16 protein-coding genes and 2 pseudogenes are annotated in these 12,718 nt (G+C 29.3%); 6 read left to right on the plus strand and 12 right to left on the minus strand.

Going from position 1 to position 12,718, the window contains the following annotated elements; genetic code table 11:
• Positions 1-262: 262 nt before the first annotated feature.
• Entirely contained in the window at positions 263-355 is a 93-nt protein-coding gene (locus ERX55_RS11050) for a type I toxin-antitoxin system Fst family toxin (RefSeq protein WP_115113453.1), read from the plus strand.
• Between the two features lie 118 nt (positions 356-473).
• Here the strand turns inward: ERX55_RS11050 and ERX55_RS11055 are convergent, their stop codons facing one another.
• Positions 474-680, minus strand: a complete 207-nt coding sequence (locus ERX55_RS11055) for a hypothetical protein (protein ID WP_133452646.1) — start codon at positions 678-680, stop codon at positions 474-476.
• 276 nt (positions 681-956) lie between these two features.
• Here ERX55_RS11055 and ERX55_RS11060 point away from each other — a divergent pair, with 276 nt between their 5' ends.
• Together ERX55_RS11060 and ERX55_RS11065 are read left to right on the plus strand one after the other, a co-directional pair.
• Positions 957-1,565, plus strand: a complete 609-nt coding sequence (locus ERX55_RS11060; protein ID WP_133452647.1) for a hypothetical protein — start codon at positions 957-959, stop codon at positions 1,563-1,565.
• Positions 1,566-1,728: 163 nt separating this feature from the next.
• The gene (locus tag ERX55_RS11065) at positions 1,729-2,637 is read left to right on the plus strand and encodes a hypothetical protein (RefSeq protein ID WP_133452648.1); all 909 of its coding nucleotides are present in this window, start codon (positions 1,729-1,731) and stop codon (positions 2,635-2,637) included.
• A gap of 165 nt (positions 2,638-2,802) precedes the next feature.
• Here the strand turns inward: ERX55_RS11065 and ERX55_RS11070 are convergent, their stop codons facing one another.
• The 5 genes from ERX55_RS11070 to ERX55_RS11710 all read right to left on the minus strand — a co-directional run bounded on the left by ERX55_RS11070 (position 2,803) and on the right by ERX55_RS11710 (position 5,276).
• Positions 2,803-3,447: an SdpI family protein gene (locus ERX55_RS11070; RefSeq protein WP_133452649.1), complete on the minus strand. Its 645-nt coding sequence runs from the start codon at positions 3,445-3,447 to the stop codon at positions 2,803-2,805.
• A 10-nt stretch (positions 3,448-3,457) separates the two neighbouring features.
• Positions 3,458-3,718 carry an autorepressor SdpR family transcription factor gene (locus ERX55_RS11075; RefSeq protein ID WP_133452650.1) on the minus strand — a complete coding sequence of 87 codons (261 nt, stop codon included), beginning with the start codon at positions 3,716-3,718 and terminating at the stop codon, positions 3,458-3,460.
• Between the two features lie 223 nt (positions 3,719-3,941).
• Positions 3,942-4,277 (minus strand): ArsR/SmtB family transcription factor, encoded by a 336-nt coding sequence (locus ERX55_RS11080; RefSeq protein WP_096076803.1) that lies wholly within the window; start codon positions 4,275-4,277, stop codon positions 3,942-3,944.
• 19 nt (positions 4,278-4,296) lie between these two features.
• Positions 4,297-4,914, minus strand: coding sequence for a CadD family cadmium resistance transporter (locus ERX55_RS11085; RefSeq protein ID WP_096076802.1), 618 nt, complete (start codon positions 4,912-4,914; stop codon positions 4,297-4,299).
• Between the two features lie 104 nt (positions 4,915-5,018).
• Positions 5,019-5,276, minus strand: coding sequence for a DUF536 domain-containing protein (locus ERX55_RS11710; protein ID WP_133452651.1), 258 nt, complete (start codon positions 5,274-5,276; stop codon positions 5,019-5,021).
• Between ERX55_RS11710 and ERX55_RS11095 the strand changes: the two are divergent.
• Positions 5,221-5,646, plus strand: a pseudogene (locus ERX55_RS11095) (Tn3 family transposase); the annotation flags it as partial. The gene ERX55_RS11710 and the pseudogene ERX55_RS11095 sit on opposite strands and share 56 nt — an antisense overlap.
• Positions 5,647-5,845: 199 nt before the next feature.
• On the opposite strand, the pseudogene arsC reads toward ERX55_RS11095, so the two are convergent.
• From arsC to arsD, 6 genes and pseudogenes are all read right to left on the minus strand, one after another.
• Positions 5,846-6,226, minus strand: a pseudogene (gene arsC, locus ERX55_RS11100) (arsenate reductase (thioredoxin)).
• 29 nt (positions 6,227-6,255) lie between these two features.
• Positions 6,256-7,545: an arsenite efflux transporter membrane subunit ArsB gene (gene arsB / locus ERX55_RS11105; RefSeq protein WP_133452655.1), complete on the minus strand. Its 1,290-nt coding sequence runs from the start codon at positions 7,543-7,545 to the stop codon at positions 6,256-6,258.
• 2 nt (positions 7,546-7,547) lie between these two features.
• Positions 7,548-7,862 (minus strand): ArsR/SmtB family transcription factor, encoded by a 315-nt coding sequence (locus tag ERX55_RS11110; RefSeq protein WP_002452589.1) that lies wholly within the window; start codon positions 7,860-7,862, stop codon positions 7,548-7,550.
• Positions 7,859-9,523, minus strand: a complete 1,665-nt coding sequence (locus tag ERX55_RS11115) for an FAD-dependent oxidoreductase (RefSeq protein ID WP_133452652.1) — start codon at positions 9,521-9,523, stop codon at positions 7,859-7,861. Before ERX55_RS11115 ends, ERX55_RS11110 begins: the two co-directional genes overlap by 4 nt.
• The gene (arsA, locus tag ERX55_RS11120) at positions 9,523-11,250 is read right to left on the minus strand and encodes an arsenical pump-driving ATPase (RefSeq protein ID WP_165983789.1); all 1,728 of its coding nucleotides are present in this window, start codon (positions 11,248-11,250) and stop codon (positions 9,523-9,525) included. Before arsA ends, ERX55_RS11115 begins: the two co-directional genes overlap by 1 nt.
• Entirely contained in the window at positions 11,231-11,578 is a 348-nt protein-coding gene (gene arsD / locus ERX55_RS11125; protein WP_116094240.1) for an arsenite efflux transporter metallochaperone ArsD, read from the minus strand. The genes arsA and arsD overlap by 20 nt, the downstream gene beginning before the upstream one ends.
• A 282-nt stretch (positions 11,579-11,860) precedes the next feature.
• Between arsD and ERX55_RS11130 the strand changes: the two genes are divergently transcribed.
• Both ERX55_RS11130 and ERX55_RS11135 read left to right on the plus strand, forming a co-directional pair.
• On the plus strand, positions 11,861-12,055 hold the full coding sequence (locus tag ERX55_RS11130; protein WP_123145478.1) for a hypothetical protein: 195 nt from the start codon (positions 11,861-11,863) through the stop codon (positions 12,053-12,055).
• Between the two features lie 49 nt (positions 12,056-12,104).
• The gene (locus ERX55_RS11135; RefSeq protein WP_133452654.1) at positions 12,105-12,425 is read left to right on the plus strand and encodes an ArsR/SmtB family transcription factor; all 321 of its coding nucleotides are present in this window, start codon (positions 12,105-12,107) and stop codon (positions 12,423-12,425) included.
• Positions 12,426-12,718 lie beyond the last annotated feature (293 nt).

Consider the following 12,718-nt stretch of genomic DNA (forward strand, 5'->3'; position numbering starts at 1 on the left):
AAAAATCCTCCATTAATAACGTCATCTTCAAAATCACTTCCAATCTACATCAATTGATATAGATTATCCGTTAATTTTGGGGATTTTTAAAACGTTATTATTGAGGATTTTAACACCGTTACTAACATCCTTATTATGCCACTCATTTTTACGTGATAAAAAGAATAAGGTAAGCCACCTAGAAGAAATCATAGTAATTCGATATAATGAGTAAGCCGTCTTTACTTCCATAGGCGAGATCTTATGGAAGGAGGTGATCTCCATGGACTATATCCTTGTAAATATAGTTGCACCGATTATTGTCGGTGTGGTCCTTGCGTTGTTTTCTCACTGGTTAGATCAACGTAAGTCGTAAGACGGCATACCAGCACCTAAAAAACCCCCTAACTGTTCCAGCAGTCAGGGGGTTCGGTGTTTCCATGGAACTAATCCTTGTTAAATTCATTATATATCATCTAGTTTTCTTTGTAAAACTAATCAATGACATAGACATATTTTACAGCATGTTTAAATATCGTCAATTCTTTACCGTCTTCTGTTTCTATAAAAATTTCATATGATGAAGCAAATAGATACTTGCCAGTGATAGCTTTTCCATCAGTAAAAACAACTTTAATTTTTTCACCTTTACGATGATAAAAACCATATTTTCTTTTTTCTTCTTTGATTTCCTCAGACATTTAATCACCCCATATAAATTGACTGTTTATTTTAATTATAACGAATAATTGAAATTGAGAGTAATTTAAAAGGATAAAGATGTTATAATTTTAGGTGGATAATAGTACATAAAGGTACATAAAATATCTACATAATGTATCCGGTGAATAGCACGTAGTCTAAGTGGTTAAAGGTGGATAATTATTGTTGTATAGCGCATTATAAATACATAACGAATATTAATTTTTATGTACATAGATGTACTTATCACTGCATAATTGGAATGGAGTAGTTAAATGATGAATTATACAGTTAAACAGTTAGCAGATAAGTTAGAAGTTACTAAAGCAACTATCACAAATAATGCGAAAGCATTAGATTTAGAATTAAAAAAAATAGATAATGTGATACAAATTGATGGAAAACAGGCAGAGTTAATCGCTCAGCGTATAAATAAGAATAAACAAGTAAATAGTATGATTAATAAAGATATTGAAGATGGCAATGTATCAACTACTCAACCAGAAGAAAAAGCCACTAGAGATGATGATTTAATTGAAATACTAAAGAAGCAAATAGAAGATTTAAAAAAAGATAAAGCTGAATACATTAATCAAGTTAATAATTTAAATGATCTATTAAAACAGCAACAAACACTTTTATCTCAACAACAGTCTTTACAATTACAAAGCAATGAGAAAATTAATGCATTAGAAATAGAATTAAAAGAAGTACAGGAAGATATAAAATATCAAACAAAGGACGTTTCGTTTAAAGACGAAAACGGAAGAAGTCATGGAGATGTGGAAAGTAACAGCCAAGTTGAAAAATTTTATCGAGACCTTCGAAATGATAGTTCGAATCAAAAGCAAGAATCTTTCATTAGCAGATTATTTAAAAGATAGTATTGAAATAATATAATTAGGAAATAATGTATGCTCAAAAAGAGAAGAATACCAAAATACAAAGTATTGTCCCATTGAAATAGCAACCTAAACAAGTTTTTTTGGTATAATATACATATTACATTATATATATCAACTTACCTTAGATAAAGGGGCATAAAGAATGAAAATTTCACAAAAAATGATAAGAAGCACTAAAAAGTTATTGATTGATGTTAAAGAAAATCAATCTTTTTTATTGGGATTAAAAATAACTGATGATATAGAAAAGGTTATGGAAGATAAATTGAATTTATTGAAATATGATAACAATAAAGCAGTTCTTCCTAGTCCTTTACTTGGAATAAATTCAAGGAGAAATGCAGACGGAGAATATTTATCTGATAATACCAAAGAAAAGGAGATAGCTTACAGAGCTCAAGATTGGAGTCTTACTGGATGGGATGGAAAAACATATTCTGGTACTAGCTACATTCCATATAAAAGATATCCCAAAAAGTTTATACAACCATATGAATATGAAATGGTAATATTTAATTTAAATAATAGTGATTATATTTGTATAAATAATAAATTCAAAAAAGGATTAGACCTAGATAATAATATAAAGTTTGCTGCGAATCTTATGTTAGAAATATTTAAAGAAGTTGATACTTTAATTTTAGATGATCAAAATAACTTAATAGAAAAAGTTTCAATAGAGAGAGTTAATTGGGAAATACTTCCTGCTGGAGATGGAATATGGAATCAAGTGAGAAATAACCTAGAAAAAACATCATCAAAAAGCGAAGTTAAACTTATAAAAAAACGTTTAGAGTGGCTACAATCGAAAAAACCTACTTCTATTAAAGAAGGACTAGGTGGTTATACAGGTTATTTAGTATTTGAATTTAAAAACAAGGATATATATATAATTGATTCAGTTATATATGGAAAAGCAACTTATATATTTGAGGACGAATGGGAAAATGTATCTAAGCTAACAAAGAAGGAAATACTTGATAACAATCTGGCTAAAGATAGAATTATTCATAATAATAGCTGGGAAAATAAAGTAAGTAAATACATTTAAATCAGCAAAAATTAGTATTTAAAGTGGTCATATTTTTTGACTGCTTTTTTTATTTTGTTTATTAACAAGTAACACAATGGTAATTATGTTACTTGGAAACGTCTTAAATCAATATAGAAGGTCTTCTTATAAAATATAAGAAAACCTTCTATAAATTATTAGCTTTTAATCCTGATGAGTTAGATAGAAAGAGTACAGCAGAGGAATTAAGAAACCAATCACTATTATAATGAATGCATACTTTTCTAATGATGGATATATCAAACCTGATAGAAAAATCACAAAACCTAATAATAAAAACACTATTGAGGCTGTATGATGTGTTTTACTCCAAATTTTACTATTACTAACTATCCATGGTGTTTTAATACCTATAGGAGAATTAAAAGGGATTTTTTGATAATAATTACCTATTACAATTAATAATGATCCGGTTATTAGAAGTATCAATCTATTCATATCAAAAGAAAATCCATTAGCATTAAAAATCACTATTAAAATAGCCATAAATACTAAAAATATTACTAAGTTGATGATAATACTATATACATTTTCATAAGCATCTCTTCTTCCTTTATCCATATTTTTGTACTTAGGTTTATATAGCATGATTAAATATATTATAGTCATAATGACTACTGTCAACAAAGCTGCAATATATTTATTTGCAGACCATATAACAGAACCATCATCTTCTACTTGCATAGGTATAGAATCAGGTAGTGATGGTATCATATAGATCCAGTATACAATGCTACATAATATGATAATTAGTGATAACTTAGTTTTTTCAAATAGTGTTTTGCTCATAATAAATCTCCTACTTTTCTTTGAATTTTAGTACCCAATGCATGATTTCTTCGAATACGGATACATTAATATTGTAGTAAACGTATTGACCTACTTTTCTAGAATAGACCAAATCTGCATGGCTTAATACCTTTAGATGTTGAGAAATGTTTGACTTACTTACGTCAAATGAATCATGAATTTCACCTGCAGTCATTTCTCCATGCTCTTGTAACAAATCAAGAATCTCTCTCCTAGTCGAATCAGAAAGTGCTTTAAATAAATCTTTCACATATTTCTCCTTAATTTAAGTATTTAAGTAATTAATTAAATACTAACATGATATTAAATAAAATTCAATAGGTATTTATTTTGAGTAGTTTAAAATATAAAAGAATTGAATGTTCATAAATTTTTTCTTTTAGTAAAGTTTATCTTTCAATATTCATGTAACATAATTAGAATTGTGTTACTTTTTCAGACAAATAAAAAAGCAGTCACAGAAATATGACCGCTTAATTATTACTAAAAAATAACTTAATTTCTTCATCTTTGATAAAATAATATGCCATTTTCCCATTTTTATAAAAATCAAGAACATCATTTTTATACAATAATCTAAGATGATGAGATGTAGAAGCCACACTCATATCTAGAATGATAGCAATATCACAGACACAAAGTTCTTTTTCACTCAGTAAAGACAATACAATTTTTAATTTTTTTTCATCGCATATTTTTTGAAAAATATTAAGTAATCTTTGCGACTTCTCAATTTTTAAAAAATCTAACGCTTTGTCCACTTTATCTTCATGAACACATACTATGTCACAAGTAATAGATTTATTCATTTAATTTCAACACCCTTATCTAAAATAAAAATTCTAAAATTGTTTGAATTGTTTTATTTTCTATGATAATAAACATTCCTAGTCCTATATAAATAACAGCCATTATCCAACGACTATACTTCTCAATAGTACCACCAATTCCAGGTATATTAGCAATTTTTTGAGCTGTAAAAACTAATACAAATATCAACACTAAAAATGTAATAAGTGTAACTATTAGATTTGACATATTAAGTGAAACAAAATATGGAACAAACAATCCAATGTTATCAGCACCACAACTTGCGATAGTCACTAATGCCACAGTTCCTATTAATTTTGATAAGCCTTTTTTATCCAATTCTTTTTTTGCTCTTTTTTCACCAGCACAATCGTCATATAATGCTACTTTAACACCGAAATAAATTGGTATTATACCTAGCAATCCTAACATCCATTTCTCTGGAACATAATTTAATACGAAAGCTAAAAATAAACTTACTAATATTAAAATAATAGAACCTAGATATTGTCCAATATAGATGTTTCTATATTCTTTCTTTGTGCTAGATCTAGCAAAGAAAATTAATAAAATAACTAATAAGTCTACAGCAGTTGCTGTGTATAAAACAGTAGCAGTAATAATAGTTTGAAACATAAAAGCACCTCATTCAAAAATTCGTTTGAATGAAGCTTAACATATCCATCAGTAACATTCAAGTATATTTTTGAATGTTATTTTAACTCAATAATTTTTTAATATCACTTAAAGAAACGTGACAACAAGCCACCTTTTTTATTTGTCGTGCTATTGTTTTGTTGTTTATCTTCTCTTAAGTCACGATAAAAGCTATCAACTTTATTAGTATCTTGCTTTGTACTATCTTCTTTGACTTCATTCAATTCTATTTCAAGTGCTTTGATCTTTTCATTAGATTGTAATTGTAATGACTGTTGATTGTGTAACAGCTTAGCTACAGCCTTACGTGAGATGGGCCGAATAGAAAAAACGATCTTTATTTTGAATTATATATCGGATGAATCATTAAGAAGAAAAATACAAAGAGGATTGAATAAAGGAGAAGCCATGAATGGATTGGCAAGAGCTATTTTCTTCGGAAAACAAGGTGAGCTTAGGGAACGAACCATACAGCATCAATTGCAAAGAGCCAGTGCATTAAACATAATTATCAATGCCATCAGCATCTGGAACACTCTACATCTAACAAAAGCAGTTGAATATCAAAAATGGACAGGTAGTTTTAATGAAGACTTATTGCACCATATGTCACCTTTAGGATGGGAACATATTAATTTGCTAGGAGAATATCATTTTAATTCGGAGAAAGTGATCTCATTAGATTCTTTAAGACCACTAAAACTCTCTTAACGTTGTTAAAATTGGGGTAATCGCCTTGAAAATGGGCTTAGCGTTGTAAATCCGCATTTTCCTGACGGTACCCCAGAAAGAAGAGAAAATTAAAAAGCAAGACTCCTGTAGAATACAGAAATCTTGCTTTAATGAAAGTAGCTTAATAAAAAGTTCAACTTTTTGGGTTCACTACATTCTGGATAGTCTTTTTATTATGCTATTGATTAAATTGTTTTATTGTATCGCCAATTTCATCTCTTACACGTTGAAATTCTGACCAAGCTTTACCAGCTGGATCATCAAAGCTCCAATGTTCTTTTTTTACATTAGGCGGGATGACTGGACAATTCTCATCAGCGTCACTACAAAGTGTAACAACGAGATCTGATTATTTTAAAGTTTTATTATCGATTAAATCAGAAGTATGGTTTGATATGTCAATAGCCACTTCTTTCATAGCTTCTATTGCCTTAGGATTTACACCATGTGTTTCAATACCGGAAGAATATACATTCCATTTATCGCCAAGTATTTGTTTACCCCAACCTTCAGCCATTTGACTGCGACAAGAATTACCAGTACATATAAAGTAAATTATTTTTTATCTATAAATAATTTCCTCTCTTTTTAGAAAATAATAAGTGTTAGATATAACCCTAACAGTGTAATAAATAATACTGGAACCGTTATAATAATACCGGTTTTAAAGTATGTTCCCCAAGAAATTTTAACACCTTTTTGAGTAAGTACATGTAACCAGAGAAGTGTTGCTAACGAACCAATGGGTGTTATTTTAGGTCCTAAATCAGATCCGATAACATTCGCATAAATCATACCTTCCTTGAGTATGCCTGTTGTTTGAGATTGACCAATCGCTATTGCATCTATTAAAACAGTTGGCATGTTGTTCATAATAGATGAAAGGAATGCAGCTATAAAACCCATGCCCATGATACTACTAAATAAGCCATAACTTGAAATATTTGTTATTACATCACCAAGAAGTGTTGTAATGCCCACATTTTTTAGACCAAATACCACAAGATACATACCAATAGAAAATAAAACAATATTCCATGGTGCACCTTTAATTACTTGTTTCGTATGAACAGCCTTAGATTTACGTGCTAATAATACAAATATTAAAGCAATGACACCAGCAATAATTGATACTGGAATATTTATAAACTCACTTATTAAATAACCAACTAGCAATACAGTGAGTACAATCCACGAGATGTTAAAAAGCTTTTTGTCCTTAATCGCTTCTTTTGGTTTTCTAATATTTACTGCATCAAATTTTCCTGGGATAGACTTTCTAAAATAAAGCCATAAGACAAGAATACTTGCGATTAAAGAGAATATATTAGGTATAATCATTTTACTGAAGTACTCAACAAATCCAATATCAAAGTAATCAGCAGAAACAATATTAACTAAATTACTAACAATAAGTGGTAATGATGTGGTATCTGCAATAAAACCACTAGCAATAATAAATGGAAATATCGCTTTTTTATCAAAACCTAGACTACGTACCATTGCTAAAACAATAGGCGTCAGTATTAAAGCTGCACCATCATTTGCGAAGAAGGCTGCTACAACTGAACCTAATAGCATGATAAAGATAAACATTTTCAAGCCATTACCCTTTGATGCTCTCACCATATGTATAGCAGACCATTCAAAGAACCCAATTTCATCTAATATGAGTGAAATAAGAATAACTGCAACAAAAGTTAAGGTCGCATTCCAAACAATTCCAGTAACTTCTAGTACGTCTGAAAAGCTTACAACGCCAGTGATTATAGCAACTACAGCACCAATTAATGCAGTAATACCAATATCTAGACCTTTAGGTTGCCATATAACAAAAATTAACGTTAATACAAATATTGTGATTGCTAATATCGTCATCATTAACACTCACCTTTCTCTACTGTTTCACATATACATGGGACAGTACTGGAACTCAATAGAGTCAGTCGTGATGTAACGTCATCCAATACGTCATGATTCAATTTGTATAAATTTTTATTACCATCTTTTCTGGATGTAATTAAATTATTGTCTTTTAATACTTTCATATGATGACTTAATGTGGGTTGAGAAAAAGAAAAATGCTCTAATAAATCACAAGCGCATAATTCACCACAAGATAACAAATCTAATATTTCAAGACGGCTACTATCAGCAATCACTTTTAAGTATTGTGATATTTCTTTGTAATTCAATTTTTCTTCTTCCTTTCTATTTGAAACCTTTTATAACGTTGATAATTTTTATTACCACCTGACAAATTAAACACTTGTTTAAAACCTAAATTAATAAGTACGTTTTGTGCAGCATTCCCAGTAGTACCTTTATTACAATAAGTCACTATCTTTTGATTTTCATCTAATGTTTTTGCATAACTTCTCAACGTTTTCAATGGGACGTTAATCGCTCCATCAACATGATCAACTTCAAATTGCTTTGGAGAACGTACATCTAAAATTAATAAATCATTATTTTGTTTTATAACTTCTTCAGGCGTTATAATTTTGCGTCCTCGAGTAATATTGTGTCCAATCATCCCTGTATAAATAACAGGATCTTTAGTTGTAGAAAAAGGAGGTGCATATGCTAAATCTAAATGAAATAAATCTTCTGCATTGGCACCAAACGTTATAGCAGTAGCTAGTACATCTATTCTCTTATCTACACCTTCATACCCAATAATTTGGGCACCCAGTAATTTAGAATTGTTTTTATCAAATATAGCTTTAATTACCATTTCTTGGCCTTGCATATATTCTGGACGATTCGGTTTCACATTGTGTAATACGTCAATATCAATATCTAAATCAATAGCTTCTTTTTCAGTTAAGCCTGTTTGGGCAATTGTCATATCAAATACACGAACAATGCCTGTTCCTAAAATCCCTTTATGTTCTAGATTTCCACCAGTTAATCGATCTCCTAAAATACGTCCCATTTTATTTGCTGTAGAACCTAACGGTCTATATATAGGGTTACCAGTAATTAAATTATAACTTTCTGCTACATCACCAATTGCATATATGTGAGGAATATTTGTTTCAAAATACTTATTGGTTTGTATTGCTCCAGATTCTCCAATATTAATACCAATTTCTTTAGCTAATTTAGTATTTGGTGTGACACCAATCCCAATAATGATTAAATCTGTATCAATTAATTCACCAGTTTTTAAGCTCACTCTATTTATTGTATGATTTTCATCATAATCAATAATATCTATTTCATTATAGGTATATACGTTAGCTTTATCTTCAATATATTCTTGAATCATAAAACTGATATCGTCGTCTAAATGAGGCATAAAAGTACTGCGTTGAATAATTGAAGTATTGTAATTAGATAATTGTTCTAACATCTCTAGACCAATAAATCCACCACCAATGATTGTTATATTCTGAACATCATTACCCTCAATATAATTATAAATTGCTTTCGCATCATTAATATTCTTAACTTTAAACACATTGTTATATTCTTCGCTATTTAATTGAGGAAGTTCTTTAGGCGATGAACCTGTTGCTAATACTAATTCGTCATATTCTTGAATCATCGTTTCATCATTTACTAAATTGGTAACTGTTATTGTTTGATCAGTATCATTTATCTGATTCACTTCATATTTTGTATAAATATCTATATTAAAGCGCTCTTTAAACCATTTAGCATTTCGTGGCGTGAGTTCATCAATATCAGATACATTACCGCCTATATAGTAGGGAATACCACATACTGAATACGAAATATCACTATCTTTATCAAAAACGATAATTTCCACATCTTCACTATTTCTTCTTGCTTTAGCCGCGACACTTGTACCGGCAGCAACTGAACCAATGATAACAATTTTTTTCATTATTCTAACCCTCCATAAGGTATAACAAAGTAATTATTAAGACTTTCATTTTTAATCTTGTTTATCCAAATCGATTCATCTTCTTTTTTGTTACTAAAAAGGTCATCACGTTGATTTAGCGTAACTAATGATTGATTAACGACCCACCAATTATGTCCTATATCGGCTCTATTTAAATCTTCTACTAAACGTTTAGATTCTAAATAAGGTGTTTTTTCTGCTAGTGTTACGATTATCATCTGTGTTAAATCTTGATTTTGAATTTTAGGTAATAACGTTTCAACATTACTGGTAGTTTGAGTTGATTTTTTCTTTAGTTCTTTATGGTGATTTTCACTAGAATCAAGTAACAGCAAGGTATGGCCTGTAGGAGCTGTATCTACAATTACGTAATCCATGTCTTCTTGATTCTCCATAATGTCACTAAAGGCTTTGAAAAATGCTATTTCTTCTGTACAAGGTGATTTTAAATCTTCCATAATATAATCAATATCGTCTTGTGGTGTATCATCATTCACTGTTGCTAGCACTTCTTTTTTATACTTTTCTAATGCTTGTTCTTCATCAATATAAGCAGTATTTAAATTACTTGTGGTTTCAACATTAATTTCTTTAGTAGGGTCAGTAGTTGCTAAAAGAACACGATGTCCTTTATTAGATAATGCTGTAGCTAACTGCGTTGCTACTGTCGTTTTACCAACGCCACCTTTTCCCATTGTAAATAAGTATTGAACTTTACTATTTTCAATTTCATCTATTAATTTATTGAATTGCGGATGATCTTCAACAATAAAGTCATCATTTTCAATTAAGTTATCATCATTTAATAGATTAGTTAAACTTTCTATACCTTCTTCTTTCTGCTTTTTATATGGAACGTAATAAGCATGATTGTTATTTAACCATTCAGTAAAATGATTAATGTTTTTATCTTGTTCTGATTTCATCTGACTCGAAATTAAACCGTGACTTTCTTCTATATAGTTGTTAATGATTACTTTGAATTTAGAAATTGACAGTTGTTGTAATTCTTGTTGCGCTCTTTGAATTTCATATATAGAAGAGTGGCTAGGTCTCGCAACTAACATCATGGTCGTATCTTCTTGGTTACGTAGTTTTTCAAGTGCCGAATTATATTTATCTCTATTTTCATCTAAACCCGATAATTGACCTAAGCAAGAAGCGTCATTACTTGTTGTATTTAAATAATCTGTCCATGCAGAAGGTAATTCAAGCATTCTCAAGGTGTGACCTGTTGGAGCTGTATCAAATATAATGAAATCAAATTCTTGTTCTAAAGTTTTATCGGATAAAAAATTTGTAAATTCATTAAATGCTGCTACTTCAACTGTACACGAACCACTTAACTGTTCTTTCATCTCAGAAAGCACATCTTCTGGTAGAATACCCTCATAAGGTTCTATAGATTGTGCTTTATAATCTTCTGCAGCAGCAATCGGGTCAAAATTGGCTATAGAGAGATTAGGTATAGGTTGATATTTAGTTAATTTATTAGATAATTCCATTTGAAATACATCTTGTAAATTACTAGCTGGATCAGTACTTACTAAAGCTACTTTCTTTCCATTCTCTGCTAAGTTTAAAGCAATAAAACTTGATATCGTCGTTTTGCCTACGCCACCTTTACCAGTAAAAAACAAATATTTTGTTAACTCAACGTTATCTAAATTCAATTTATTTAAGTATTTAACAGCATCCATCTCCATCACAGCATCCTCCATTTCTCATCTGATTAACCGTAATAATTTCATCAGCTTCTTCTTGGGTAATATAAGCGCCCGTTTTAGCTATATTGCCTTCTATAAAAGTGATTGGTAAAACTTCATTACCTTTTTCTTGAATTAAACGAATAGCTTCTTTATTTTTAATAAATTCGTTCGGATTATTGTTCATATTATAACGATGAACTTCTATTTGATTTTGTTTTAAATATTCATTGATTTGGTTCGTCTTTATTAGTGTTTCATCCGGTTCTGGACCACATACGCCAGTAGAACAGCACATAGCTTCTTCGTATATTTCAATATTTAACATTATACTCACCTCATTAATTAATTTGCTATTATAGACTAACATCTATATAGATTGATGTCTATGTTTTTATTTGAGTTTTAAAAATTTCACTATATTTAATTCTTAATAATACAATTTATGAAGAAATTATTTTAATATTTCTGTGAGAAATACCTAAGTTTATGTAAAATTATAGGTTTTTTTCTTGCGATAATATATATATTGATTTATATTTAATATATCAAAAAAAATTGATGTATTAAATGGTATAAAACTACTTTGACAATAAGGAGGTGTGCTTGATTGCGAGTAAACCATGCAAGTACTTTAACTGTTGGTTACTTTGTAAGTTATTTAAATCTTGTTATGGTATCAAGAGAAGTCACTTTAAAAGAAGCTACAATATATATGGAGAAGGAGTTCTTTAAAGGTAATATTCATCAGTATGGTGAATCAACAGAAAATAACTACAAACAAGCAATACAAGAATTGAAATAAAGATAATATAAACTCTAATCAAATATTATAAAAAAGAGGTGTTCTTTTTATGGAAGTTATTAAAGCAAAAACTGATATGAATGAAGATCAACAATTAGATTTTTATGAAAACATGTTTAATGCACTTGCCGACAAAAACAGATTGAAAATACTAAATCAAATTAGTCAGAGTTCTAATAAATCATTATGTGTGTGTGATTTAGAAGCGTTATTAGATTTAAAACAATCTAAAATTTCTTATCATTTAAAACAATTGGTTAACGCTAATATTTTATCAGTCCAGAAACAGGGTACATGGAATTACTACTCATTAAATGAGAAACAAATACAATTATTACTTACAGAAGATACTTGCTGTAAAATATTATAGGATTTGTCTTCTTACACATCATATTAATCAACTTTTTTTAATTTATATATCAAAAAAAGTTGATTAAATAAATTCAGAGGAGTTATGCTAATGACAGATTCAATCATCGAATTCATAAAAACATTTTTAATGTTATTTTTTGAATTGTTAGCATTATTTATAGTTGTGTCAATAACGCCTTAAAAATCCTCAAAAACAACGGAATAAAATTCCTCATTTATTGCTAAAGTTGAACCGGGATAATACCCGCCTGTTTCTTCTCTTTCATTCTGAAAGATTCCCCCTTGATGTTG

The organism is Macrococcus bovicus, from assembly GCF_004359575.1.
Lineage (GTDB): Bacteria > Bacillota > Bacilli > Staphylococcales > Staphylococcaceae > Macrococcus > Macrococcus bovicus.